We start from the raw sequence: 26,852 nt of genomic DNA on the forward strand, positions 1-26,852 counted from the left end.
AATTATCTTCTGCGAGGTATTATAAAACATATATTTGTTGTTGTTTAGGAGGAAGGAGAACATATGAGTAAAATTCGAATCGGGATTGTTGGATACGGAAATTTGGGTAGGGGTGTAGAAGCAGCAGTTCAACAAAACCCTGATACAGAACTTGTAGCAGTTTTTACGCGTCGTGATCCGCAAACAGTGACGATCAATTCAAATGCGAAAGTCCTTCATGTGGACGATGCGTTATCCTATACAGACGAAATTGACGTGATGATTTTGTGCGGCGGTTCTGCAACAGATTTGCCTGAACAAGGACCATACTTTGCACAATATTTCAATACAATCGACAGTTTCGACACACATGCAAAAATTCCAGAATATTTTGATACAGTAAATGCGGCAGCTGAAAAAGCCGGAAAAGTTGCCATCATCTCGGTTGGTTGGGACCCAGGTTTATTCTCATTGAACCGTTTAATCGGCGAAGCGGTATTACCGGTTGGGAATACATATACCTTCTGGGGTAAAGGTGTGAGCCAGGGCCACTCTGATGCCATCCGCCGTATTGAAGGTGTAAAAAATGCGGTACAATATACAATTCCAATTGAAGATGCGGTGAATCGCGTGCGCAGCGGCGAAAATCCTGAACTTTCCACACGCGAAAAACATGCCCGTGAATGTTTCGTTGTGTTGGAAGAAGGCGCAGATCCAGCGAAAGTTGAACACGAAATTAAAACAATGCCAAACTATTTCGATGAATATGATACAACAGTGCATTTCATTTCCGAAGAAGAATTGAAGCAAAATCACAGCGGCATGCCGCATGGTGGTTTCGTCATCCGAAGCGGTGTGAGCGGATTGGGCGACAAACAAATCATCGAATTCAGTTTAAACCTTGAAAGCAATCCGACATTTACATCAAGCGTTCTTGTGGCATATGCACGCGCTGCATACAGATTAAATCAAAATGGCGACAAAGGTGCAAAAACAGTATTCGATATTCCATTCGGACTGCTATCACCTAAATCTCCGGCCGATTTAAGAAAAGAACTTTTATAATCTTGATTGTCAAAGAGGCTGGGACATAACTAATAAAGTGAACGAGCTGCAAAAAGATTTTTTGTAATAAATTGATTGGAGTGACGGGGCGACTCCTGCGACGAGCCCTCTCGAGACCCCGCAGGAGCGAAGGATTGAGCTCCGAGGAGGCTCGAGCCGGGCCCGCGGAAAGCGTCCCCGGAACGGAAATCAATTTTCTTCAATTATCAAAAAAACACCATTTTCTCCCGGGAGAAAATGGTGTTTTTTATCTCTTTTGTCCCAGCCTCTTTATTTGGTTTCTATACCAGCTGTATTCCCTGCCCTATTTCTTCACAAGATTGCAGCTCTTGCCATTTTGCAATGAAAGATTATAGTCAATCTCGTCCCGATCATAGTCAATCAACGAAGGATAATAGCCAAAGGGAAGATAATATTAGTCAAACTCCGCAAAATAATTGCCATCCCTTTTGAACGCACGATCGAGTAGGAGGGAGCGATTAACTCCCGTCCTCTCACACCACCGTACGTACGGTTCCGTATACGGCGGTTCAATTAAGATCATTGACGCAAGTTTTTATAACTTCCGTGAATAGCTGTTCTCTTTATGCCAGTGGTCACTCCACCCTCCAAGAGGTCTCCCACGGGATTCACCGCTTCCTTCCTCAAGTGAGGTACTACGTTTTCTGTGTTCATCATGACTCACTGAATGCCAAGGGCTATTCTCTCTTCATTGTTCGGTCCTTCTTAGTAGTTCTAAACCAACTAATACGATGACCTCTGCTGACTTCTGACGGTTCAGCTACTAATCGCTAAGTAGGTTATGAAGCGTATTTCACCTATCAGCCAGACCTCCCCGGGTAAGAATGTAATCTTTCCTTCCATCTATCTGCTTCATTTACTCTGTACCACCTTTGGCAGAAAGGACTTTGTTTTGTTTAGCAAACTCATCCAATGATACCTAGCCTTATCTGAAGTTCGTGTTCCTCAGACCGGAAGTTTGCCGCTCGCTTTCAGATTCCGCGTCACCACGGACACCCTTGCTCTTGGCTAACCTCTACTTCTGTCTTCGGGGTTCGGGACTTACACCCTATAGATTACACCCATGCCAGGCGCACCAAAAAAAGCAGGTTGATCAAATCAACCTGCTTTCATACTGCCAGAAATTATTTTCCAGCCAATTTGTTTCTTAATACCATTTGTAGGATACCGCCATGACGGTAGTAATCCACTTCCACTTCAGAGTCGAAACGAGCCAACGCTTTGAACTCAGTTACTTTACCTTCTGGAGATACTGCAGTAACTGTTAGAACATCGCGTGGTTTTACATCGTCTGTCAAGTTAACAGAAATTGTTTCGTCACCTTTTAATCCTAAAGTTTCTGCGTTTTCACCAGGCATGAATTGAAGTGGTAGAACACCCATCATCACTAGGTTAGAACGGTGGATACGTTCATAGCTTTGTGCGATAACTGTTTTGATACCTAATAAGTAAGTACCTTTTGCAGCCCAGTCACGGCTGGATCCCATACCGTAGTCGTTACCAGCAAGTACTACAAGACCTGTACCTTGCTCTTGGTATTTCATAGCTGCATCGTAAATGTACATTACTTCACCAGTTGGCCAGTAAGTAGTGAATCCACCTTCTGTACCAGGTGCAACTTGGTTGCGGATACGGATGTTTGCGAATGTACCACGCATCATGACTTCATGGTTACCACGGCGAGAACCGTAAGAGTTGAAGTCGCGGATTGCTACACCTTTTTCTTGTAGGTATTTACCTGCAGGTGTATCTTTACCGATTGCACCAGCTGGTGAAATGTGGTCAGTTGTAATAGAGTCACCAAACTTCGCAATTACGCGCAAGCCTTTAAGCTCTTGAATTGGAGCTGGCTCTTTAGAAAGACCTTGGAAGAATGGTGGGTTTTGAATGTAAGTTGAATTTTCATCAAATGTGTATAAAGATTCAGTTGATGTTTCAATTGCATTCCATTTTTCGTTTGCAGTGAATACTGTTTCGTATTCTTTTTTGAACAATTCAGGTGTAACCACTTTATTTAAGATCGCGTAAACTTCTTCAGTTGATGGCCAAATGTCATTGAAGAATACGTCGTTACCGTTTTTATCTTTCGCGATTGGATCTTTTTGTAGGTCGATATCCACTGTACCAGCTAAAGCATAAGCCACTACTAATGGTGGTGATGCCAAGTAGTTCGCTTTTACAAGTGGGTGAACACGGCCTTCGAAGTTACGGTTACCGGAAAGTACAGAAGTTACGAACAAGTCTTTTGCTTTGATCGCTTCTTCGATTTCTGGAAGCAATGGACCGGAGTTACCGATACATGTTGTACAACCGTAACCTACTGTGTTGAATCCGATTTGGTCTAAGTAATCTTGTAGACCTGAATCTTTTAAGTAACCTGTAACAACTTTGGAACCAGGTGCTAATGAAGTTTTCACCCATCTTGGTGGTTTAATGCCAAGTTCAACCGCTTTTTTCGCAACAAGACCAGCAGCGATCAATACGTATGGGTTGGATGTGTTTGTACAAGAAGTGATCGCAGCGATTGCTACAGCACCTGTAGGCATTTCTAATTCTTCGCCATCAGCAAATTTGATTGTTGAAGTTTTGCTGAATTCATCTTCAGTTAAACCGAAACCTTGTACGCCCATTGGAGCAACTACTGCTTCACGGTAGCGTTTTTTCATTTCTGAAAGTGGAATCAAGTCTTGTGGACGTTTTGGACCAGAAAGGTTTGGTTCGATTTCGTCCAATTTGATTTCAAGTACATCAGTGTAAACTGGCTCGAAGTTTGGATCGAAGAACATATCGTTTTCTTTCAAGTATTTTTCAATTACTTGTACATGTTCTTCATCACGGCCAGTTAGACGCAAGTAGTTAAGTGTTTCGTTGTCGATTGCAAAGTAACCGCAAGTTGCGCCGTATTCTGGTGCCATGTTGGAAATTGTCGCACGGTCGGCAAGTGGCAATGTCGCTACGCCAGGACCGAAGAATTCAACGAATTTACCAACTACACCGCGTTTACGTAATACTTGAGTTACTTTCAACGCCAAGTCAGTTGCAGTTGCACCGTTTGGAAGTTTACCAGTTAATCTTACACCGATAACTTCCGGAATTGTGAAGTAAGATGGTTGTCCAAGCATACCAGCTTCCGCTTCGATACCACCAACACCCCAACCAAGTACGCCAAGACCGTTGATCATTGTAGTATGGGAGTCAGTACCAACCACTGAATCCGGATAAGCTTCAAAAGTGCCGTCTTCGTTTGGTTTAACGTGAATTACTGGCGCTAAGTATTCCAAGTTTACTTGGTGAACGATACCTGTTGCAGGTGGAACCGCACGGAAGTTATCGAATGCAGTTTGAGCCCATTTTAAGAATTTGTAACGTTCTGCGTTGCGTTCAAATTCTAAATCCATGTTCGCTTGTAAAGCTTCAGGAGTACCGTATTTGTCTACTTGAACAGAGTGGTCGATTACAAGGTCAACCGGAATTTCTGGATTGATTTTTGCTGGGTCTCCGCCAAGTTCTTTCATGGCAGAACGTAAAGAAGCTAAGTCTACAACTACAGGAACACCTGTGAAGTCTTGTAGAACTACGCGGGAAGGTTTGAATGGAACTTCACCTTCAGGATCTGCTCCTTCTGCCCATTTTGCCAAGTTGTCTACGTGTTCTTCTTTGATTACATAGTTATCATATTGACGTAAAACAGATTCTAATAAAACTTTGATGGAATAAGGTAGGCGTGATACGTCTGCAATGCCTGCTTCTTTTAATGCAGCCAAACGGTAATAATAGTAAGTTTTACCGTTCAGTTCAAAAGAAGCGCGACTGTTGTGTAAGTTGCTCTTTGTCATATGTAATCCCCCTATATTAATTTTGAAAAGGCTTCCTAGTTCTTTTCTCCATGACCAATCATAACTCACTTATCTTCATAAGTAAATTACATTAAAATTATGTTTTGTCATTAGAGATTTTTATGAACTCGATGACCAATACAATTTTATTCCAAAAAATTCATCATTTCAATGATGTGATGAAAAATGAATATTTTGGATAATCTCACTTATAGTTTATACTTAAGCACAAAAAAATTAAAGAGACTTTTATGAATAATTATTCCCTTTTTCGAATGGATTATTAGATCGTCAATTCACTCAGGATTTCCCCTTTTCGATCCTTGACGTTGATTTGAAAATGCTCTTGATCATCCAGTTTTTCCAACCCAACATACCAAATGGAATATCCTTTGACGCCATACAACTCGAGGGTGCTCTCAGGTAAGCCGGACATTTCAATAAAAGAAGCTTTTTCGCCATTGACTTCAACTTCCGCTTCCCCGGTTCTTTTAATTAATCCAAAAAGAATTACTCCGTCTGAATAAGCTGAAGTGATTTTATTTTCCTCCAAAGAATCCGGCAACTTCGCATAGGCGCCGTCTCCGCTTGTCCAACCTTTGAAATTTTTCTTCACAACGCCGGTGCCGAAATAGTTTCCATTCGATAAAAAGAAATATCGATGTTCCTTTTCGCTTTTCGGTCCTTCTATCCATTCATAGTCCGCATCTTTTGGCAGTGCTTCTTCAGGCGTGTCAAACCCGTCCCCTGAAAAATGTACCGTAAATTCCCGGAATGCAAAAGCAAGCACGATGACCATTGCCGCAAAAATCAATATTCTTGTCATGCTGGTTTTCATTCGACCTCTCCCCCTTTCAACACGTTCATACTTTAAAAAAACTATAATATACTATTTTACCTTTTCATAAAATGAAACAAATTCGATTTAGCAAATCCCATCAATATTTACTTCACTTCCCACAAAAAACCCCGATTTCTCTTCTTAATGAATGCAAAAAATGGCCATTGACTCCTTTCATTCGAGCGTTCGGACTCAATACATATCATTTTAACGAAAACCCCCTTTTCACTACACCATTTTTGACTCCTTTTCATCAAAAAAGGAATAGAATTCCATTTTTTTAGTGAGAATAGTTGTACGTATGTGTTTAGGAGGGGTAACATGTTTCGTTCACTATACAACTTGTTTTTCTCAAAACTGAATACAATCAAAGGTTCCTTGGCGAAGGCGGATAATGGCGATGTGATCCGGCTGTATCCAAAAAAATATAAGGAATCCTTCCAAATAGATAAAGATGTCACGATCGTTGGGGATGAAAGCGGTCAAACGGTCATCGAAGGAATGTTCGTCATCCCGAAAAACATTCGTGCAACTTTTCAAAATCTCACCATTGCACCTACTGCCCATCTATACATTGAAGGTGAAGCGGTTTTTGAAAACTGCACCATCAAAAAAAATACCAATGTGCTGATTACAGTAAATGGCGGATATATTAAAGCCGTTCACAGCAATTTCCAAAAAGCGAAGGAAGTGGCTGTTGCCCTATTAAACAATAGCAATGGCGTATTCACCCATTGCAACTTTCACCATAACGGAAAAATGCATCTTTTCGTAAAAAACTCGAAAGCTTTTTTGGAATCGTGCGAATGTTCCAATGCTTTGAAAGGACTTTGGATAACGGATCAATCTTTCGCACAAACGAAAAAAAGCCATTTCACCCGACATGAGGACACACAAATTTTTGCGGAAAATTCAACATACTTCGATTTCCAAAGCTTTATCGAACGAAGCGATGGATTTGGAATTGTGGCAAAAAATGAATCGGAAGTAAATTTGCATTCAACGGTGTTATTTTCCCATGTTTCCACTCAACTGGTCATAGACAAAAGCAGGCTCAACGGAAAACAATGCCTTATACAATGCGGCAATGAATCGGGCGTCGTTTTGCAGGAAGGAGAAGGATTGTTATCCCAATGCGAAATTTCCAGCCATCAAAAGAGCAATGTTCAAGCATCCAAAAAATCTCTCCTTCATCTCGAACATTGTGAAATCCATTCCGGGTATGATAACGGCCTGGTCATCAACAAAGAATCCATTGTGAATTGCAGCAAGACAATGATTAAAGACCATTTATCCACCCAAGTGGTAATTACCGACAAATCCCAGTGTTCAATGAAAGAAAGCTCAATCATAAACGGCCGGCATGTCGGAATAGGTGTAGAGAGAAAATCGGAGTGTATGCTTTTGGAATGCCAAGTCATCCAAAACAACAATTCCGCATTCAATGTGGATCGCGGTGTGTTGAGGGTTTATCGCTGCGATATTTCTGAAAACAACGGGAATGGAATTTTGGCGATCAATCATTCGGAAGTGGAAGTGGAGGCTTGCCGCTTTTTTGGCAACCATATGCCGCATCTGGCAAGCAAAACGAAAGTGAAAATTCATATCAGCAATTCGGATTTTCACCATGGAAAAAGTATATTCCTATTGCATCGGTGTGAAATCCATGCGGTGCATTCCAGGTTTCATGACAGCATGAATATTCAAATAGAGATTACGGAACATTCAACAGCGAATTTTGAACATTGCAAAATTTATAACGGGAAATCTTATGGAATTAAAGTGTTGAAGAATTCCCATTTATCCCTTTATCATAGCCAGATCCATCACCATGAACTTGCCCAAATAGTGGTAAACGACAGCTCCGTCATTTTGAATAATTCAGAGATTTACAAAGGAAAACGAAATGCCTTGTTTATTCAAAACCATAGTGAAGTGTTTATCCAGGAAAGCTTCATTTCAAAACATTTACAAGCGCAAATTTGGATCGATCATGAGTCCAGCCTGGAGCTTTTAAGTGTGCAGTTGACCGATGGAAAACATTCCGACTTGCACGCCCAAAACCAGTCAAAAGTCTATGTCGAAAACAGCATCATCCGAAATGACCAATATCGTTATAATGTGCAGGCATTGAACAATTCCAAGATCGAAATCGTCAATACCATCGTTGAAAATAAATACGGCGACGTCTATTACAGTGAAAACAACAGTTCCATCAATAATTCCGATTATTGATGGAACTGCTTTTTTATAAATGGAGTCGTTTTTTTATAATTTGTGAAAAATGTTCTAAATGGCGCAATTTTTGTTTCCGAAACTTGAAATCTATGAGAAAATAAGGAGTTGGAAAGGAAGAGATTCGAAAACTATGACGACTTTAGAAAAAATTACGCCTAATTATGATCCTTGGGAAAGTTATTTAGATGTTGAGCAATACGGAAAACTTGTATTATCCAATATAGAATTTACCACTACTTATTTATGCAACATGCGGTGCGCCCATTGTGCAGTAGGGTACACTTTGCAAACGAAAGATCCCGATGCGTTGCCCCTCGATCTGCTTTTAAGAAGATTGGATGAAATTCCAACGTTGAGATCTTTGAGCATTACCGGCGGGGAACCGATGCTCAGCAAAAAATCCATACAAAATTATGTGAAACCGATATTGCAATATGCACATGAACGGGGCATCCGCACACAGATCAATTCCAACTTGACCCTTGACTTGGATAGATATTTGGAAATTGCTCCTTACATCGATGTTCTTCATATTTCCCATAACTGGGGAACGATTGATGAATTTGTGGAAACCGGTTTTGCCATGATGGATCGAAAACCGAGTTACGACCAGAGGGCCAAATTGTTTGAACGGATGATTGAAAACTCGAGGGCGTTGAGTGAAGCAGGGGTAATGGTTTCGGCTGAAACTATGCTGAATAAAAAAACCGTTCCATATATCGATCATATCCATCACCAAGTGGTCCATGAAATGAAGTGCAAACGTCATGAAATCCATCCAATGTACCCATCTGATTTCGCCCAATCCTTAACAGACACAACAAGCCTTTCTTTGGATGAAATCAGGGAGACCATTCACCACTTGCTTGACATCCGTGATGAAAATACGTGGATGTTGTTTGGCACTCTTCCTTTTTACCCTTGCAGTATGAAGGAAGAAGATCAAGCAATATTAAAACGGTTGAGAGAAGCGAAAAATGTGACAGTGCGGAACGACCCGGATGGACGATCCCGCCTGAATATCAATATTTTTACCGGCGATGTCATTGTCACGGATTTTGGCGACACTCCTCCCCTCGGAAATATTCAAACGGATTCGTTAACCGAAATATTTGATAAGTGGCTTGAAACGGATTTGGCCAAATCATTGAATTGTCATTGCCCTGCTGTGAAATGCCTGGGACCTAATGTACTCGTAAAAAATATGTATTATCCAAACACCGCATTCGTCAGTGGTGCCGCAATGAAGTAATAATAAAGGGATGGAAAGCTCCATCCCTCTTTTTATTGGGTTTTTTGTTCTTCCAGTATTTGCTGTATTTCGACAGGAGCGGGGATTGGCGGTATATCAGAGATGATATCCGTTTCCGTCAAGACTAACGGAGAGAAAGGGTATTTTTCCTTAAAATCCACAGCCAGTGTAAAATGTTGAGCCATTGAATCGACCGTTAAATGATTGAATACATCCACATCCCCGAACAGATCGGATGCTGAAATCTGATCGATGGCCGAAAGAATATGTACCATTTCATCTTTAGAAAATGCCAGTTGTTCCCTTTCAATAAATGCTTTCAAATCTTGCTGCAGATATTCCTGCATCTCCTTGAGGCATTCAAATTCCTTCAATTTATTAATATATTTTTCAATGTTCATAAGTTCCTTATTATGTATATCTTTCAAGTGCCGTGCCTTATTGACGATTTTCTCCAGCTGCTGTTCCGCCAGTTCGTTGATCATCGTTTGCACGGTATATAAGTCGTTCAATAAATCAAATTCGATTCTTTTTATGGCATTATAAGTTTCTTTGCATTTTCTCTGAAGCCGATTCAACTTTTCCGCTTTTTTCAATAACATTTCCGCTTCATTGGATTGATCTTGAAAGAGCGGTTTCAACATTTTATTGCGGACAAATTTTTTTTCAAGTTTTTCGTAATATTGATATTCCATCATATACTCACTATGAAGGCTGCGGTATTCCCGAACCTTTTCATGATATTTTAGCGCAAGGGCGACAAACAGTTCCACACTGTCATTCATTAAATACTTTTCATATTCAATCACTTTGAGCAACTGGTACAGGGTTTGTACCTCCTGTAAAACCTGGCTGACGTGGGCGTATTCTTTTTCATAATCCGATAATATCTTTAAATTTTTTTCAACAATGGACTGCTCTATCGAATGCCCACCATTCAAATATTTTTCCAATCGGTCCCGCATGGACATGAATGGTTCCCTTTCTTTGATTCCATGCACTTCCCTTTCAAGCAAAACCATCCATTGCTTAAATCGGAGAGCAATATTTCTTTCCCGTTTATCTTTTTTATTGGCGATATGGTTGATTTTATCCACTAACCGGTGGATCCGGCTGTCGATGAAAAGTTGGATTTGATGGGATTTTTTTGCTTCCATTGCCTGTTTGGCCGAAACGCCGACAAACTCTTCGATCATATGGCCGCACCCCTTTTGCAAATAATGGAGGAAACGTGCCATCTTCTGTTCATTATATTGATCCGTGTTGATAATTAAATAAGTCCGGTATCCTTGCCGATATATTTTCTTGATAACACTTATTTCCCGATCAGCGACATTGCAATGGTTGCCCAAGACCCAAAACACTTCATCCGTCCGTTGCAATAGCGCATCGGAAATGTTGATTTCCCCTTTTTCCATAGAAATGGTGTTCATCAAGATCACGTTTTTCAACAAATCGCATCGAAGATAAATTTCAATATACTTTATGTATGTTTTTAGAAACTGTCCGATATATGTATTTTTATCTGTGAATAAATAAAGATGCTCCATCCCAAAATAAGCGGCTGTGCCATCAACTAGAATCGCACGTATACACTCTTTTTGGCCGTATCGGATAAAAATATTGACATGGGGTTCATTTTTTTCCGGCAACAAATTTCTTTCAACAAGCGCATTAATCAAGGTGTTTTTTCCTTCAATCTCACTGCCTATGAATAAAATCCTATAGGGTGATTGGGCATCTTCAATGAGCTGGTCCAGTTTGAAGGAAGTATCTTTTATGTATGAATTTTTTTCTAAGATGGAAGAAAGGACTTTTAATTTTTCAACCATTCCCGTTATGTTTTCTTCTTTCATCGAATCCATCCCTTTTTCTTTTATATAGTATAATTATATATAGTTTCTTGTTATGTTAATGGTTTCTAATTTAAAATAAGTCCAGTTACTTATGAATTTTCCGAAAAATTAGTCGTTACATCCTAATTCAGTTTATGGAAAATGAAAAAAAACCGTATTTTTTTATTGATAGATGCAACAATAAGATAAAGTTTTTCAGATGCGTTTCATTTCTCGGTTTGGATAAAACATTTAGACTAGACTACTGCATGCATTTTGATCAAGGGTTGGGAGTGGCAATATGAAATGAAAAAATATCCCCTATTAACAGTCGGCATTTCCATCATGTTATTGGCCGGTTGTTCGCCATCGATGGAAAGCCAGGAATTGAAATTTTCGAGCAGACAACAATACAGCCCAATGCAACTTTCCACGAAACCGTCGGAAGTTCTGACTGTGCAAGCAGTGGAATTTTCCAGCCAACAAGGTGTGCCTAATCTGGGGGTTGTGCTGCTTGATTTTGAAACGAAGCAAGAAATTGATCGTGGAATCGTTGATCAGGAAGGCATGGTTTATTTTGATCAAGTTCAGCCGGAACAGCCTTATGATATTGTCATTTATCGAATATCCGATCAGGGAGAATGGATGGAACAATCCAGGGAAACCGTCGTATTTATGCCCGAAAAACCGGTGGTGCAAATTCAAACATTTAACGCCTCTCCACAAGACAGCTTGAAGGTTCCTGTTGTCTTGCAAAATCCGGAGTTGCCGAACGGTTGTGAAATCACTTCATTGACTGCCATTTTAAATTATTATGGTCTTAAAATGGATAAAATCAAAATGAATGAAGTATTGCCTAAAGGAAAGGTATATACAAAAAAAGGTGTCATGTACGGACCGGATCCAAATAAAGCTTATGCGGGAAGTCCAAAAGAGAAGGATGGCGGATATTACGTGTATGCACCGCCATTGGTCGATGTGGCCAACCAAATTTTAGAGGATGAGAACGCCGAATTTCGCGCGTTGGATATTACAGGCGCAACAAAAGAGGAACTGATCGATTATGTAAAATCCGGAGTGCCGGTTTTGACCTGGGTCACAATCGATTGGAAGGAACCCCGCAAATCCGGTTATTGGGTGATTGAAGGAACAAATAAAAAACATGGTATATATAAAAATCTGCATGCGGTCGTGATGACCGGTTACGGAAACGGAAAAGTGACCATTATGAATCCGTTGACAGGCATTGAAAAAATTGATGAGAAAACCTTTTTCCGGGCATATGAACAATTAGGCTCTCATGCATTGGTTGTTTTGTAATCATTGTCATCGGTTTGTATTGCCTGCAAATACTATATTGGCGGCCTCTCGGTATGAGAGAACCGCTTTTTTAATGCCATGAAAATCGCAGAATAAAAATTCAAGAGGCTGGGACATAACTAATAAAATGAATGAGCTGCAAAAGAATTTTTTGTAAAAAATTGATATCGTAGAAAATTGATAGGAGTGACGGGGCGACTCCTGCGGGAACAGCCCGAGTCTCGAGACCCCGCAGGAGCGAAGGTGTGAGCTCCGAGGAGGCTCGAGCCGGGCCCGCGGAAAGCGTCCCCGGAACGGAAATCAATTTTCTTCAATTATCAAAAAAACACCATTTTCTCACGGGAGAAAATGGTGTTTTTTATCTTTTGTCCCAGCCTCTTCCATTTTCTTCTTATTTAAATACGACCCGTTTTTCTTCATATGCTTTAATTTCATCTTCATATTTAAACGTTAATGCAATTTCGTCCCAACCGTTTAACAACATTTCTTTGTAGTAAGGATCGATATTAAAGTGGTAAACCGCTCCATCTTCCCCAGTGACAGTTTGTTCGGATAAGTTGACTTCCACCGTATATGGTTTTTGAAGACCTTTTGCTAAGATTTCATCCACTTCTTCTTCTTTTAATTTTACAGGCAAAATTCCGTTTTTGAAGCAGTTGTTATGGAAAATATCAGCAAAACTAGGAGCGATAATCACTCTAAATCCATAATCCAAAATGGCCCATGGCGCGTGTTCCCGGGAAGAACCGCATCCAAAGTTGTCTTGTGCCACCAAAATTTTTGCTTCTTTATATTCCGGTTTATTTAAAACGAAGTCAGGAATTTCGTTTCCATTTTCATCATAACGCCAGTGATAGAACAAATATTTTCCGAAACCTGTACGTTCGATCCGTTTTAAGAATTCCTTTGAAATGATTTGGTCTGTATCAACATTTTTTCGATCCAATGGTGCTATGACACTTTTTACAACATTAATTGGCTCCATTTGTCCCCCGCCCTTTCATTATGCTTCTTGTTCTTGTTTTAAATATTCTCGGACATCGACGAAGCGGCCTTCGATTGCTGCCGCCGCCGCCATTGCCGGGCTTACTAAGTGTGTGCGTGCCCCGGTACCTTGACGGCCTTCAAAGTTCCGGTTGGAAGTGGAAGCACAACGTTCACCAGCCGGAATGATGTCTTCGTTCATGCCAAGACATGCGGAACATCCGGAGTTGCGCCATTCAAAACCGGCTTCAATAAAGATTTTGTCCAAACCTTCTTCTTCCGCCGCTTTTTTAACTGAATGGGATCCAGGAACAACGATCGCACGAACGCCTGGCGCCACTTTCTTTCCTCTTACAATTTGTGCTGCTGTGCGCAAATCGGATAAACGTGAGTTCGTACAAGAACCGATAAATACGTGCTGAATTTCAATGGACGTGATTGGCTGGCCTTCTTCCAATCCCATATATTCAAGGGCTTTTCTTAACGCTTGTTTGTCCGTTTCTGATTCATAATCATCCGCAGTAGGCACATGTCCAGTAATTCCTGTACCCATGGATGGATTTGTTCCCCAAGTGACATATGGTTCAATTTCACTTGCATCGATTTCAAGCACTTTGTCATATGTGCATCCTGGGTCAGATGCCAAACTCAACCAATATTCAGCGGCTTTGTCAAATTCTTCTTTTGGAGCAAAGCGACGCCCACGTAAGAATTCAACTGTTTTTTCATCCGGAGAAATCAGACCGGCTTTCGCACCCGCTTCAATGGACATATTACAGATTGTCATGCGTTCTTCCATTGAAAGATTACGGATTGCTTCACCGGTAAATTCAATAATATGACCTGTACCTAAGCCGACTCCCCATTTGGCAATAATGGCAAGAATGATGTCTTTTGCTGTCACACCGAAGCCCAGTTTTCCATTTACACGAATTTCCAATGTTTTCGGTTTATTTTGCCATAATGTTTGTGTGGAAAGGACGTGTTCCACTTCTGAAGTACCGATACCAAAGGCCAATGCCCCAAAAGCACCGTGTGTGGAAGTATGGGAGTCACCGCAAACGATGGTTTTGCCCGGTTGAGTCAAGCCGAGTTCCGGACCAATCACGTGCACAATCCCTTGATCCGGATGGCCGATATCTGCAAGTTGAATGCCAAACTCTTCACAGTTTTTCGCTAATGTGTTGATTTGTTTTTTCGCAATCGGGTCATTGATTGTAAAAATATCTTTGGTAGGAACGTTATGGTCCATCGTCGCGAAGCAAAGATCCGGACGTCGGACTTTCCGGCCAGCAAGTCTTAAACCTTCAAAGGCTTGTGGAGATGTTACTTCATGAATTAAATGAAGATCGATATAGAGTAAATCCGGTTTCCCTTCTTCCCGATGTACCACATGTGATTCCCAAACTTTTTCAATAATATTTTTCGCCATCTTTACCACCAACCTTTAAATATATGATTCCATAATACTATCAGCTACAAAATTTGTATCGATTTCCGCAATGACTTTATCCGTCCATTCATCTGTAGTCAATGCGCTGTCTTTATCTTTCGCAAGGTCTCTAGTGAAGTAACCATCTTCAAATACGGCATTCACCGCCCGTTCGATTTCCGCCGCTTCTTCTTTCATGCCGAAGGAGTAACGGAGCATCATGGCAACTGAAAGAATCGTAGCTGCCGGGTTCGCAATGCCCAAACCTGCGATTTCAGGGGCAGATCCATGGACAGGTTCGTATAGACCGAAAGAATCGCCACGGATAGAAGCGGATGGTAATACCCCTAATGAACCTGTAATAACAGATGCTTCATCACTTAAAATATCTCCGAACATATTATCTGTCACAATGACATCATAATGGCTCGGATTTGTGATAAGCTTCATTGCCACAGAGTCGACTAAATTATGTTCCACTTCCACTTCAGGGTATTGAGCTTTTTTCTCTTCCACGATTTCACGCCATAAACGGGAAGTTTCAAGCACATTCGCTTTATCCACTGAACAAAGTCTTCCACGTCGTAATTTTGCAAGTTCGAATGCATTGTCAACAATGCGCTCGATTTCTTCACGAGTATAAATGTTTAAATCGCTTGCTGCTGATTCGGTGCGTTTTTTCTCGCCGAAGTAAATGCCGCCTGTCAATTCGCGCACAATCAACAAATCCACATTATCGGCAACTTCTCTTTTCAATGGTGAAGAATCCAATAGGCTTGGGAAAGATTTTACCGGTCTTAAGTTCGCAAATAGATCAAAGGTTTTGCGGATTTGCAACAATCCTTTTTCAGGTCTTAGTTCAGGCGGGTTGTTATCCCATTTTGGACCGCCGACAGCTCCAAGTAAAATCGCATCGCTTTGACTGCATGTTTCGATTGTTTCTTCTGGAAGTGGCGTATTGAATTGATCGATGGCAGCACCGCCAATCGCTGCATATGCTAAATGAAATTCATGTTTATACCGTTTTCCGATTGCTTGAAGTACACGAACAGCCGCCGCAACAACTTCAGGACCAATTCCGTCACCCGGAAGTATCGTAATTTTCTTTTCCATTGTGAAAAACACCTTTCCTTGAAGTGATGAATAAAAGAATTTTTTGAAATGGCTTCTATTTTTAACAAACGCCATCAAACATTTGCATATTTGATGGCGTCACGAAATGGATTAACAACATTTAAATTTGGGCAATATGTTTCTTAACAAAACTATCGTGGATCAAATGTCTGTTAATGGCGTCAACAAAGGCTTTTGCAGTTGCTTCAAGCACGTCTTGGGAAGAATCGCGGCCAGTTGTCGTCACATCATTGTAACTGATTTTAACAACCGCATCCGCCAACGCATCCCGTCCTTTGCTGACGGATGTTACTTGGAAATCCATTACATGCACTTTCGTATCCACCAATTGTTCCAACGTATTAAAGATTGCTTCCACAGAGCCTGCTCCTGTTGCTGCAAGAGTTTTCGTTTCTCCCTCAGGAGTGGTCACGGATGCAGTCGCAGTCGGAATGTTGTCAGTACCATATGATACTTGAACACTATTCAATGCAAATTTTGGAATGTCTTCAATGGATACGGATTGTTCAGTCAATAATGTGATCAAGTCTTCTTCCGTAATTTCTTTCTTGCGGTCTGCAAGCTTTTTGAATTCTTCGAAGGCTTTATTTAATTTCTCATCGGAAAGCTGGAAGCCCATTTTTTCAGCGCGATCGCGGAATGCGGCGCGGCCGGAGTGTTTTCCAAGCACAAGCGGCACTTCACCTTCTCCCACCAATTCAGGAGAAATAATTTCATATGTTTGTTTGTTTTTCAACACGCCATCCTGGTGAATACCGGATTCATGGGCAAAGGCGTTTTTACCGACAACCGCTTTGTTTGGAGGCACCAAGAATCCTGTTAAGCGGCTTACCAATTGAGATGTTCTCTTAATCTCTTTCAAATTGATGCCAGTTTCAGCGCCATAAAAATCTTTCCGAATATGAAGCGCCACTGCAATTTCTTCTAATGAAGCATTTCCTGCACGTTCACCGATACCGTTGATTGTACATTCAATTTGATCTGCCCCGTTTTGAAGTGCCGCCAGTGAGTTGGCGACTGCCATACCCAAGTCATCGTGGCAGTGTGCGGAAAATTTAACTTTGTCTGCTCCACGGACATTTTCTTTCAAAAATCTGAACAGCTCACCATATTCCTGTGGTGTCGCATATCCAACCGTATCTGGAACGTTGACCGTTGTCGCTCCGGCTTCAATGACTTTTTCAATGATGCGGACCAAAAATTCGCGGTCGGATCGGAATCCGTCTTCAGCTGACCATTCCACAAGCGGGAAGAATTTCTTTGCGTATTTGACAGCTTCCACGGCCTGTTCAACCACTTGATCCGGCGTTTTTTTCAATTTGTATTCCATATGGATCGGACTAGTTGCCAAGAACACATGGACGTGTGGCTGTTCGGCAACTTTCAACGCTTCCCAAGCGCGGTCGATGTCGTTTTTCACACAGCGGGCTAGACCCGTTACGATGGAATTTTTCACTGTGCTTGCGATTTTATTCACTGCATCAAAGTCGCCAGGGCTTGAAGCAGGGAAACCTGCTTCAATGATTGTAACCCCTAGACGTTCCAATTGTTTGGCAATTTCAATTTTTTCGGCAGTGTTTAAGTTAATGCCAGGTGATTGTTCACCATCTCGAAGTGTTGTATCAAAAATATCGATCTTACGCACTATTTAATCACGACCTTTCGATTTCCAGCGTTGATGAAAGGCATCATTTTACGCAACTCTGCTCCAACTTTTTCAATTGGATGTTCTTGTTCGCGTTTTTTGTATTCATTGTAACGTGGACGGCCATTCGCGTTTTCTTCAAGCCATTCTTTTGCAAATTTACCGCTTTGAATATCTTCAAGCACTTTTTTCATGTTCGCTTTTACATCTTCTGTAATGACGCGCGGACCTGATACATAGTCGCCCCATTCAGCAGTGTCAGAGATGGAGTAGCGCATGTTGGAGAATCCGCCTTCGTAAATTAAGTCAACGATTAATTTCATTTCATGCAAGCATTCGAAATATGCACTTTCTGGTTGGTAACCAGCTTCAACTAATGTTTCAAAACCGGCTTTGATTAAGTGAGTTACCCCACCGCAAAGTACTGCTTGTTCACCGAATAAGTCAGTTTCTGTTTCTTCTTTGAATGTTGTTTCAAGAACACCTGCACGAGCGGAACCGATACCTTTAGCCCAAGCAAGTGCAAGATCTTTTGCGTTGCCAGTTGCATCTTGGTAAACGCCGATCAACGCCGGAACCCCTGCACCTTCAGTGTAAGTGCGGCGAACCAAGTGACCAGGACCTTTTGGCGCTACTAAGAATACGTCCACATCTGCTGGAGGTACGATTTGTTTATAGTGAATGTTGAAACCATGAGCGAATACCAAAGCGTTTCCTGGCTCCAAGTTTGGAGCGATTTCTGCTTCATACACCGCTTTTTGAGCTTCATCTGGAAGCAGGATCATGATAACATCCGCTTCTTTGGATGCTTCAGCAACAGATTTTACATCCAAACCATCTTGTTTTGCTTGTTCCGCAGATTTACCTGGACGAATACCTACACGTACATCAAAACCGGATTCTTTCAAGTTTTGAGCATGTGCATGCCCTTGGGATCCATATCCGATTACCGCAATTTTCTTCTCTTTTAATACAGTTTCATTAATTTCGTTATGATAGTACATTTTTGTCATCTTTCTTTTCCCCCTAAAATTGTTAATCTTTTCATAATTTATATTTTTTCAATGACAAAGACAGTTCAGAAAACTATCTTTGCATTGTTGGAACTAACAACTTGAATAAAAATTTATTTTAAAAGTGAAAGAGGTGTTTGATCATAGAATGTTTGTTGCACCTCACGAACAGTAGCAGTCACGCCTGTTCGCGTCAATTCCTTGATTCCATATGGCCGGACAAGTTCGATGAAGGCATCGATTTTGTCCGGATGGCCGATCACTTGATAAGTGACAACATTTTTTGAAGTATCGACGATTTGAGGCCGGAATGGCTCAACAATGGCATTCATTTCAAGTCTCAAATTCGGAGGCGATACCACTTTGACAAGTGCGAGTTCACGAAGAACAATCGCTTTATCAGTGATGTCATTGACCTTCAATACATCAATTTGTTTCGACAATTGTTTGATGAGCTGTTCCAATTTCACATCATCTTCAATATTGACCACCAGTGTCATTTTGGAAATGTTCGGTTGCTCTGTATGACCAACCGTAATGGATTCAATATTGAATTGTCTTTTCATCAATAAACCTGTTACACGGTTTAATACGCCACTTTGGTTGATAACTGTTACAGTAATTACTCGTTTCAAAATTTTTTCACCCCTACCATTTCATGAAGCGCTTTGCCCGATGGCACCATTGGGTACACATTTTCCAGTTGTTTCACACGGCAATCAACAACAACCGGCTCATCGGAATTGATCGCTTCTGCCAAAATTCTTTCTGCTTCATCGATTGTCTGAATTCGATATCCTTTTAATCCGTAAGCTTCAGCCAATTTCACAAAATCCGGCTGAACCGGCATTAAACTTTGTGAATAACGGCTATCGTAGAATAATTCTTGCCATTGGCGCACCATGCCGAGAGCGGCATTGTTGATGATAATGACTTTCACTGGTAGGTTGAATTCTTTCAATAACGCAAGTTCTTGGGAAGTCATTTGGAAACCGGCATCTCCCACAATGGAGATTACTTTTTTATCCGGTTTGGCAAATTGGGCTCCGATTGCGGCTGGTAATCCGAATCCCATCGTTCCAAGGCCGCCTGATGTTACCCATTGATGGCTGTGATTTTGCAGATAGTATTGGGCAGCCCACATTTGGTGCTGACCTACGTCTGTCGTCACAATCGCATCTCCGTTCGTGATTGTGTGTACCATTTCAATGATTTGTTGCGGCAATACTTCTTTTTCATCTTCCACATACCAGAATGGATATTCATCTCTTACGCTGTTCAAATAATCGATCCATTCAGCTGTGTCCGGTGCGTTGAAGTCGTTCTTCAACAATGCTTTCAACGCTTCTTTTGCGTCTGCCACAATCGGAATGTCCGTACGAATATTCTTTCCGATTTCGGCAGGATCGATGTCAATATGGATGATTTTCGCCTCCGGTGCAAATCTCAATGTATCACCTGTTAAACGGTCATCGAAACGCGAACCGATGTTGATGAGCAAATCCGATTTTGTAATCGCGTCGTTTGCCACTACCGCACCGTGCATTCCAGCCATGCCGTAATTCAATTCGTGATTGCCGGAAATGCTTCCTAAACCAAGTAATGTTGTGACTACAGGAAGTTTGTATTTCTCTACAAATTCGACAAGTTCGTCGCATGCATTTGCAAAGAGCACCCCTGCTCCAACAAGGACTACCGGCTTTTTCGCTTCGCTGATTGCCTGGATAGCTTTCTGAATTTGCAGATAATTCGGTTTATAATTTGGTTGGTATCCTGGCAAATACACTTCATCCGGCACATTTGCTTTTGCTTCATCAAAAATGGCTGTCGAAATGTTTTTTGGCAAGTCGATGAGAACAGGCCCTTTTCTTCCGGAGTTCGCAATATGGAATGCTTCTTTGACGATGCGCGGAATATCGTTTACATCCTGCACTTGATAATTGTGTTTCGTAATAGGAGTCGTAATTCCGATAATATCCGCTTCCTGGAAGGCATCCGAACCAATCACCGTCGTTGCCACTTGCCCTGTGAAAATCACCAGTGGAATCGAGTCGATCATCGCATCGGTAATTCCTGTTACTAGGTTCGTCGCACCTGGACCGCTTGTCGCAATCACAACACCCGGTTTATTTAAAACACGCGCATATCCTTCTGCAGCGTGGATAGCTCCTTGTTCATGACGAGTCAAAATATGACGGATCGGATTCTTATACATTGCATCATAGACGTGCAACACAGCACCGCCTGGGTAGCCAAAGACGATATCAACACCCTGATCATGTAACGCTTTAATTAAAATATCAGCACCATTTTTCGGTCTGTTTTCAACTTCCTGCATCCCTGATGGTGAGGCATCCATTTTTGCGTTTGTTGACGCATTTGCAGTCATTTCGTATACATCCTCCTTCTAAAATATCTAAAATAAAAAAGCCTTTTTCTCCACCGCAAAAGATTACCTTTTGCGAAGGGATGAAAAAGACTTTTCATGGTACCACCCTTTTTCGTAGCAAGAACGCTACCTCTGCGAATAGCTGTCACATTCCACCCACGGCAACATAGATGGAATAGCTATTCATTGGTAACGGTGCACGAAACAGTGCCCGGAGCTATCTAATGGCGTTTTCGCGTTTAATAGCTCACTCCGAGGGGATGTCGGATATAGTTGTATCATCGGTTTCCACCAATCCCGACTCTCTGGTAGATACAATGCTCTATATCCTTTTACCTCATCATTGAGTTATACGTTTATAATTAAATATTTTAAAGTTCAAGACTCATCGAAATTTTATGAAAATTATATTTTCATAATACCGCCTTTAGAAGCGTTTGTCACGAGTTTTGAATATCTTGCTAACCATCCGGTTTTAATTTTCGGTTCGAATGGTTTTAAATTCTTACGGCGTTGTTCCAACTCTTCGTCAGATACTTTTAAATTGATTGTCCGATTAGGTAAATCGATTTCAATTATATCACCATTTTCAACTAATGCAATAGGTCCGCCTTCAGCTGCTTCTGGTGAAATATGGCCAATTGAAATTCCTCTTGATGCACCGCTGAAACGGCCATCTGTAATCAAGGCCACTTTTGTTCCAAGGCCTCGTCCCATAATGGCAGAAGTCGGAGCAAGCATCTCCGGCATACCAGGACCGCCTTTAGGGCCTTCATAGCGAATGACAACAACGTGTCCTTCCCTAACTTCCCCGGAATCAATGGCAGCCAATGCTTCATCTTGCGAATTGAAGACAATTGCTTCGCCAGTAAAGACTTTGATGGATGGATCTACGGCACCAACTTTGATGACAGATCCTTCAGGTGCGATATTTCCATAAAGGATGGATAATCCTCCCACCTTGCTGTATGGATTGTCTTTTGTACGGATGACATCAATATTTGTAATTTCATGATCTTTTACAAGTTCACCGATTGTTTTACCGGTTACCGTTATGCGATCCGGGTGAATGCAGCCAGGGATTTTTGCCAATTCATTGATGATTGCACTTACTCCGCCGGCTTTATTGACATCATCCATTGAAATGTCGGAAGCTGGCATGATTTTCGCAATATATGGAACGCGTTCAGCGATTTTATTAATGTCTTCCAAGTTATAATCAATTCCTGCTTCGTGGGCAATGGCCAATGTGTGCAGCACTGTATTTGTTGAACCGCCCATTGCCATATCCAGTGCAAAGGCATCGTCAATCGCTTCTTTTGTGATGATGTCGCGTGGACGGACATCTTCTTCAATCATACGAATTAAATGTTTTGCAGCCTCACGGATTAATTCTTTTCTCTTTTCGCTTGTAGCAACAATTGTTCCATTTCCAGGAAGAGCAACTCCCAGCATTTCCATTAAACAGTTCATGGAGTTCGCAGTAAACATTCCCGAACAGGATCCGCATGTCGGACAAGCGTGCATTTCAATATCTTTAAATTCTTCCTCAGACATTTGACCGGATTTGAATGCCCCAATCCCTTCAAAAACTGAAGTTAGAGACAATTGTTTACCTGTGGCACTTCTTCCCGCTTCCATCGGTCCACCGGAAACGAATATGGAAGGAACGTTTGTGCGAACCGCAGCCATCAACATTCCTGGCGTGATTTTGTCACAGTTTGGAATGAAGAATACGCCATCAAACCAGTGAGCATTTATCACTGTTTCAGCAGAATCTGCAATCAGTTCACGGCTAGGCAACGAGTAACGCATTCCGATGTGACCCATCGCAATTCCATCGTCAACACCGATTGTGTTGAATTCAAACGGAATTCCTCCTGCTTCAATGATCGCTTCTTTTACTTCTTCAGCAAATTCACGTAAATGTACATGACCTGGAATAATATCGATGTAAGAGTTGCAAACACCGATGAATGGTTTTCCCAAGTCTTTTGGTTTTACCTTGCCTGTAGCATAAAGTAAGCTACGATGAGGAGCACGGTCAACTCCTACTTTGATCATATCACTTCTCATACTTCAAACGCCCCTCACAAATACTAATATTTCCAATGTTTAAAAAAACGGGTTATAAAAAATTTTCCGACAATTATTCTCATTTAACATCTTTTATAAAAACTGTCGGTGAAATTGTTGTCATAATAGTACAAAAATGCCCCTTTCGTCAACAGGGTTTTTGAAATTTTTTATAAAATTTTAAAAATTTGAATTTTAATGAAAACGTTTTCTTTCTATTTAAATGCTGCACTTTACTTGAAATATTCCGTTTTTTCTCCGTTGATACATAATCAATTTTTTTGGCGGCAAACTAATCATGATGAGTGGGTATTTGACATCTGTATAGACAATGATTGTTGAGTTTTGTCAAAAAAAAATCTAACCCTTTGAGGGTTAGATCAGATAATAGGAACCAGTGTAAAGTCGATGGCTAAATTGAATAATACAAGCGTATGAAGAATTGCAAACATAATCCCTTGGCGATTTAATTTTTCAGATGCATTAATAGTGATATGCATAATGTATCCACCCCATCCCCAAAATATTTGACCTCTTTGTGAACATTATATGACATTTTTGTTCAATTTGCAAAATATTTTGAAAATAAATTTTATTGATAACCCGCTTTGGATTGTCTGCATATCTTCAAAGCATTTGAGCACACTAACACAAGAAAAGTTGCACACAATTAAAGGAGTGGATTAATCGTGAATTTTATTTGGTATTTAATTATCGGCGGAATCATCGGCTGGCTTGCAGGAGTCATTGTAGGTAAAGATATTCCGGGTGGTATCATCGGTAATATAGTGGCGGGCATTATTGGCTCCTGGATTGGAAGTGCATTTTTGGGAAACTGGGGTTGGGAAATCTCCAATTTCTACATTTTCCCTGCTTTGATCGGTTCCGTGGTTTTAGTCTTCATTGTAAGTTTAATCATGAAAAGTTTCAGAAAAGCAACGGATTAAAAATTGCCCATTCACAAAAATCAAAAATGATCATCCTGACAAATGGATGATCATTTTTCTTTTCCAACAATAAAGTTGGCCACAATGCCTTTCATCAAAAAACCGTTGCCTTTCGTTTCCGTATCCATATCCGTTTCAGTCAATCGCCGCCAATGCTTCCCTTTCCAATAACGGTCCGACACGATTATATTGTTCATAATAATACAGGACTTTCTTTACATACTCCTTGCTGTGGTTATAACGGAAAACCGCTTTCTCAATTTCCCCATCCTGTACACCGGATTTGGACAAGAAATTGGCGGCACTATAAATCGCATCTTCTATATCAAACGGATCGGCAATACCGTCCCCATTCGCGTCCACTCCATAACCGCCGTACTTTTCAATCACTTTCGGATCGGTTTTTTCAGATTCCGGAATGTTTCCCTTCCCTAATCCCGCACAGGTCGGATGATCCCATCCAACAAATGTGCATGGCATGAACTGCATATGCCCTTCCGCTCCCACCGGTGAGACTAATGTGTCCATTGTAGAAAATCTTGTTTCCACCCGATGATGGGCGGCAAGCAACGTCCATGGAACATTGTATTTTTCCCCGGCCGCTATGTAGATTGGAATATATTCTTCCGGTATTTTTAAGTCAAATCCTTCTTGAATTTTTTCGATTTCAGATAATTCTTCAGGGTAAATAATTGATTTCAAATCTTCCCAAGCGAAATAAACAAACGAGTAAATAATCATTGATGCCGGAATGAGCAGAATGATCAGGAAAAACTTCATTCCGGGACTGATCAAAGGTTTCTTCCGTTTTTTCTTTTTAGCCATGATTTCCCCCTGTGAGAGCGCATTTAACTATTCTAACCATTGATTATAACCTAAAAACGAAAAATTGATTTGAAAACACTAATGAATTTTGGAAAATAGTTCAATTCATTGTTTTTATTATTATTTCTATTTATAAAATAAGAAAAATTTTATTAATTCTTGAAACTATTGTTTTTGAATTAAGACCTGTGATAAATTGTTTAATAAACAATTCAATAAAGTATTTCGAGGAAAGAGTGACAGTCATGACAAAAAATTGGATTGAAACAAAATTAGTTCAATTGGGAAATCAAAGCGACATCCGAACAGGTGCTGTAAATCCCCCAATTTATATGTCCACAGCCTATAGACACACTGGCATTGGGGAATCTACAGGATATGATTATATTCGAACAAAAAACCCGACCCGTGAAATTTTGGAAAATGGCATTGCGGAATTGGAGGGGGGGGATGCGGGTTTTGCCTGTAGCTCCGGAATGGCCGCCATTCAATTGGTTCTTTCCATCTTCAAACCGGGTGATGAAATCCTTTTGCCGGAAGATGTGTATGGGGGGACTTATCGTTTACTAAAAGTATTTAACGAAATGTATCAAATCCGGCCGGTGTACTTCTCAAAAGTGGAAGAAGTTGAAGGATTGATCAACGAACATACAAAAGCCGTTTTCCTTGAAACACCTACAAATCCATTAATGATCGAATTTGATTTGGATTATTTCAATGACATCTGCAAAAAACATAACTTGTTATTTATCGTTGATAATACATTCTACTCCCCATATTTCCAACGGCCAATGGAACATGGGGCGGATATTGTTGTGCACAGTGCGACCAAATATATTGCGGGACATAACGATACATTGGCCGGTCTTGTCGTTTCAAAAGGGAAAGAGCTTAGCGAAAAATTGTCATTTAATCAAAACAGCATGGGGCTTGTGCTGTCCCCTTTCGATAGCTGGCTGGTCATTCGCGGTTTAAAAACATTGCATGTGAGAATGAAGCAGCATGATGAAAATGCGAAAAGAGTCGTTGCATATTTGAAAGAGGAACCTTTAGTTTCCGATGTACTGTATACCGGCAAAGGCGGAATGCTTTCATTCCGTTTGACGAAACCTGAATTTGTCAATCCGTTCTTAAAAAATATGAAACTCATTACGTTTGCCGAAAGTTTAGGCGGTCCGGAAAGCTTTATTACATATCCTGCAACTCAAACACATGCCGACATTCCATACGAAGAACGAATTGCCCGCGGAGTGGACGATTGTCTCTTGCGCTTTTCTGTGGGAATAGAAAATGCGGAAGATATTATCGCCGATTTAAAACAGGTCTTTGATTCATTAAGAGGCTGATAAAAAAGAGGCTGGGACAAAAATCGAGTAGGAGGGAGCGATTAACTCCCGTCCTCTCACACCACCGTACGTACGGTTCCGTATACGGCGGTTCAATTAAGATAATTGACGCAAGTTTTCATAACTTCCGTGAATAGCTGTTCTCTTTATGCCAGTGGTCACTCCACCCTCCAAGAGGTCCCCCACGGGATTCACCGCTTCCTTCCTCAAGTGAGGTACTACGTTTTCTGTGTTCATCATGACTCACTGAATGCCAAGGGCTATTCTCTCTTCATTGTTCGGTCCTTCTTAGTAGTTCTAAACCAACTAATACGATGACCTCTGCTGACTTCTGACGGTTCAGCTACTGATCACTAAGTAGGTTATGAAGCGTACTTCACCTATCCGCCAGACCTCCCCGGGTAAGTACATGCACTTTCACACCATCTATCCGCCTCATTTACTCGATATGACCTTCGACAGAAAGAGCTTTGTTTTGTTTCGCAAACTCACTCAATCATACCTAGCCTTATATGAGGTTCGTGTTCCTCGGACCGGTGTTTTGCCTCCAGCTTCCTTCAGATTCCGCGTCACCACGGACACCCTTGCTCTTGGCTAACCTCTACTTCTGTCTTCGGGGTTCGGGACTTACACCCTATAGTTCATGTACATGCCGGGCGCACGATAAAAAACAC

General features: G+C 41.1%; 20 protein-coding genes. 6 read left to right on the forward strand and 14 right to left on the reverse strand.

The genetic code is table 11. From position 1 onward, the window contains the following. Positions 1–63: 63 nt before the first annotated feature. On the forward strand, positions 64–1,044 hold the full coding sequence (locus tag NSS77_RS14775) for a diaminopimelate dehydrogenase (protein ID WP_342469412.1): 981 nt from the start codon (positions 64–66) through the stop codon (positions 1,042–1,044). Positions 1,045–1,584: 540 nt separating this feature from the next. Here NSS77_RS14775 and NSS77_RS14780 read toward each other — a convergent pair. From NSS77_RS14780 to NSS77_RS14790, 3 genes are all read right to left on the reverse strand, one after another. Then, positions 1,585–1,722, reverse strand: a complete 138-nt coding sequence (locus NSS77_RS14780) for a hypothetical protein (protein WP_342468482.1) — start codon at positions 1,720–1,722, stop codon at positions 1,585–1,587. Positions 1,723–2,189: 467 nt separating this feature from the next. Then, positions 2,190–4,901, reverse strand: coding sequence for an aconitate hydratase AcnA (acnA, locus tag NSS77_RS14785; RefSeq protein ID WP_342469413.1), 2,712 nt, complete (start codon positions 4,899–4,901; stop codon positions 2,190–2,192). Positions 4,902–5,184: 283 nt separating this feature from the next. Continuing rightward, the gene (locus tag NSS77_RS14790) at positions 5,185–5,739 is read right to left on the reverse strand and encodes a hypothetical protein (RefSeq protein WP_342469414.1); all 555 of its coding nucleotides are present in this window, start codon (positions 5,737–5,739) and stop codon (positions 5,185–5,187) included. A 324-nt stretch (positions 5,740–6,063) separates the two neighbouring features. Between NSS77_RS14790 and NSS77_RS14795 the strand changes: the two genes are divergently transcribed. Together NSS77_RS14795 and yfkAB are read left to right on the forward strand one after the other, a co-directional pair. Next, entirely contained in the window at positions 6,064–7,977 is a 1,914-nt protein-coding gene (locus NSS77_RS14795; RefSeq protein WP_342469415.1) for a right-handed parallel beta-helix repeat-containing protein, read from the forward strand. 133 nt (positions 7,978–8,110) lie between these two features. Further along, on the forward strand, positions 8,111–9,232 hold the full coding sequence (yfkAB, locus tag NSS77_RS14800; protein WP_342469416.1) for a radical SAM/CxCxxxxC motif protein YfkAB: 1,122 nt from the start codon (positions 8,111–8,113) through the stop codon (positions 9,230–9,232). Positions 9,233–9,264: 32 nt separating this feature from the next. On the opposite strand, the gene NSS77_RS14805 is transcribed toward yfkAB, so the two are convergent. Next, positions 9,265–11,088 carry a hypothetical protein gene (locus tag NSS77_RS14805; RefSeq protein WP_342469417.1) on the reverse strand — a complete coding sequence of 608 codons (1,824 nt, stop codon included), beginning with the start codon at positions 11,086–11,088 and terminating at the stop codon, positions 9,265–9,267. 285 nt (positions 11,089–11,373) lie between these two features. On the opposite strand from NSS77_RS14805, the gene NSS77_RS14810 reads away from it, so the two are divergent. After that, positions 11,374–12,387 carry a C39 family peptidase gene (locus tag NSS77_RS14810; protein ID WP_342469418.1) on the forward strand — a complete coding sequence of 338 codons (1,014 nt, stop codon included), beginning with the start codon at positions 11,374–11,376 and terminating at the stop codon, positions 12,385–12,387. A gap of 391 nt (positions 12,388–12,778) precedes the next feature. Here the strand turns inward: NSS77_RS14810 and leuD are convergent, their stop codons facing one another. From leuD to ilvD, 8 genes are all read right to left on the reverse strand, one after another. Next, complete coding sequence (leuD, locus tag NSS77_RS14815) at positions 12,779–13,372, reverse strand: 3-isopropylmalate dehydratase small subunit (protein WP_342469419.1); 594 nt, start codon at positions 13,370–13,372, stop codon at positions 12,779–12,781. Between the two features lie 18 nt (positions 13,373–13,390). Beyond that, positions 13,391–14,803: a 3-isopropylmalate dehydratase large subunit gene (gene leuC / locus NSS77_RS14820; protein WP_342469420.1), complete on the reverse strand. Its 1,413-nt coding sequence runs from the start codon at positions 14,801–14,803 to the stop codon at positions 13,391–13,393. 15 nt (positions 14,804–14,818) lie between these two features. Continuing rightward, complete coding sequence (leuB, locus tag NSS77_RS14825; protein WP_342469421.1) at positions 14,819–15,916, reverse strand: 3-isopropylmalate dehydrogenase; 1,098 nt, start codon at positions 15,914–15,916, stop codon at positions 14,819–14,821. Between the two features lie 121 nt (positions 15,917–16,037). After that, a complete protein-coding gene (locus tag NSS77_RS14830; protein WP_342469423.1) occupies positions 16,038–17,582 on the reverse strand; it encodes a 2-isopropylmalate synthase in 1,545 nt (514 codons plus the stop codon). Continuing rightward, positions 17,582–18,595 carry a ketol-acid reductoisomerase gene (gene ilvC, locus NSS77_RS14835; protein ID WP_342469424.1) on the reverse strand — a complete coding sequence of 338 codons (1,014 nt, stop codon included), beginning with the start codon at positions 18,593–18,595 and terminating at the stop codon, positions 17,582–17,584. Before ilvC ends, NSS77_RS14830 begins: the two co-directional genes overlap by 1 nt. A 113-nt stretch (positions 18,596–18,708) precedes the next feature. Then, positions 18,709–19,230: an acetolactate synthase small subunit gene (gene ilvN, locus NSS77_RS14840; RefSeq protein ID WP_342469425.1), complete on the reverse strand. Its 522-nt coding sequence runs from the start codon at positions 19,228–19,230 to the stop codon at positions 18,709–18,711. Next, on the reverse strand, positions 19,227–20,984 hold the full coding sequence (ilvB, locus tag NSS77_RS14845) for a biosynthetic-type acetolactate synthase large subunit (protein ID WP_342469426.1): 1,758 nt from the start codon (positions 20,982–20,984) through the stop codon (positions 19,227–19,229). The genes ilvN and ilvB overlap by 4 nt, the downstream gene beginning before the upstream one ends. A 405-nt stretch (positions 20,985–21,389) precedes the next feature. Further along, a complete protein-coding gene (ilvD, locus tag NSS77_RS14850; protein ID WP_342469427.1) occupies positions 21,390–23,060 on the reverse strand; it encodes a dihydroxy-acid dehydratase in 1,671 nt (556 codons plus the stop codon). A 689-nt stretch (positions 23,061–23,749) separates the two neighbouring features. Here ilvD and NSS77_RS14855 point away from each other — a divergent pair. Next, positions 23,750–24,007, forward strand: coding sequence for a GlsB/YeaQ/YmgE family stress response membrane protein (locus tag NSS77_RS14855; protein WP_342469428.1), 258 nt, complete (start codon positions 23,750–23,752; stop codon positions 24,005–24,007). Positions 24,008–24,142: 135 nt separating this feature from the next. Here the strand turns inward: NSS77_RS14855 and NSS77_RS14860 are convergent, their stop codons facing one another. Then, positions 24,143–24,832, reverse strand: coding sequence for a lytic transglycosylase domain-containing protein (locus tag NSS77_RS14860; RefSeq protein ID WP_342469429.1), 690 nt, complete (start codon positions 24,830–24,832; stop codon positions 24,143–24,145). Between the two features lie 245 nt (positions 24,833–25,077). On the opposite strand from NSS77_RS14860, the gene NSS77_RS14865 reads away from it, so the two are divergent. Beyond that, positions 25,078–26,178 carry a methionine biosynthesis PLP-dependent protein gene (locus NSS77_RS14865; protein ID WP_342469430.1) on the forward strand — a complete coding sequence of 367 codons (1,101 nt, stop codon included), beginning with the start codon at positions 25,078–25,080 and terminating at the stop codon, positions 26,176–26,178. 96 nt (positions 26,179–26,274) lie between these two features. Here NSS77_RS14865 and NSS77_RS14870 read toward each other — a convergent pair whose 3' ends face one another. Beyond that, entirely contained in the window at positions 26,275–26,418 is a 144-nt protein-coding gene (locus NSS77_RS14870; protein ID WP_172597784.1) for a hypothetical protein, read from the reverse strand. Positions 26,419–26,852: the final 434 nt, after the last annotated feature.

This window comes from Ureibacillus sp. FSL K6-3587, assembly GCF_038593165.1.
Classification (GTDB): domain Bacteria; phylum Bacillota; class Bacilli; order Bacillales_A; family Planococcaceae; genus Ureibacillus; species Ureibacillus suwonensis.

Excerpts from the sequence above, each read along its gene's own strand:
- NSS77_RS14775 (WP_342469412.1), top strand. The coding sequence starts at position 64 with ATGAGTAAAATTCGAATCGGGATTGTTGGATACGGAAATTTGGGTAGG.
- NSS77_RS14780 (WP_342468482.1), bottom strand. The coding sequence starts at position 1,722 with ATGATGAACACAGAAAACGTAGTACCTCACTTGAGGAAGGAAGCGGTG.
- acnA (WP_342469413.1), bottom strand. The coding sequence starts at position 4,901 with ATGACAAAGAGCAACTTACACAACAGTCGCGCTTCTTTTGAACTGAAC.
- NSS77_RS14790 (WP_342469414.1), bottom strand. The coding sequence starts at position 5,739 with ATGAAAACCAGCATGACAAGAATATTGATTTTTGCGGCAATGGTCATC.
- NSS77_RS14795 (WP_342469415.1), top strand. The coding sequence starts at position 6,064 with ATGTTTCGTTCACTATACAACTTGTTTTTCTCAAAACTGAATACAATC.
- yfkAB (WP_342469416.1), top strand. The coding sequence starts at position 8,111 with ATGACGACTTTAGAAAAAATTACGCCTAATTATGATCCTTGGGAAAGT.
- NSS77_RS14805 (WP_342469417.1), bottom strand. The coding sequence starts at position 11,088 with ATGAAAGAAGAAAACATAACGGGAATGGTTGAAAAATTAAAAGTCCTT.
- NSS77_RS14810 (WP_342469418.1), top strand. The coding sequence starts at position 11,374 with ATGAAAAAATATCCCCTATTAACAGTCGGCATTTCCATCATGTTATTG.
- leuD (WP_342469419.1), bottom strand. The coding sequence starts at position 13,372 with ATGGAGCCAATTAATGTTGTAAAAAGTGTCATAGCACCATTGGATCGA.
- leuC (WP_342469420.1), bottom strand. The coding sequence starts at position 14,803 with ATGGCGAAAAATATTATTGAAAAAGTTTGGGAATCACATGTGGTACAT.
- leuB (WP_342469421.1), bottom strand. The coding sequence starts at position 15,916 with ATGGAAAAGAAAATTACGATACTTCCGGGTGACGGAATTGGTCCTGAA.
- ilvC (WP_342469424.1), bottom strand. The coding sequence starts at position 18,595 with ATGACAAAAATGTACTATCATAACGAAATTAATGAAACTGTATTAAAA.
- ilvB (WP_342469426.1), bottom strand. The coding sequence starts at position 20,984 with ATGACTGCAAATGCGTCAACAAACGCAAAAATGGATGCCTCACCATCA.
- ilvD (WP_342469427.1), bottom strand. The coding sequence starts at position 23,060 with ATGAGAAGTGATATGATCAAAGTAGGAGTTGACCGTGCTCCTCATCGT.
- NSS77_RS14860 (WP_342469429.1), bottom strand. The coding sequence starts at position 24,832 with ATGGCTAAAAAGAAAAAACGGAAGAAACCTTTGATCAGTCCCGGAATG.
- NSS77_RS14865 (WP_342469430.1), top strand. The coding sequence starts at position 25,078 with ATGACAAAAAATTGGATTGAAACAAAATTAGTTCAATTGGGAAATCAA.
- NSS77_RS14870 (WP_172597784.1), bottom strand. The coding sequence starts at position 26,418 with ATGATGAACACAGAAAACGTAGTACCTCACTTGAGGAAGGAAGCGGTG.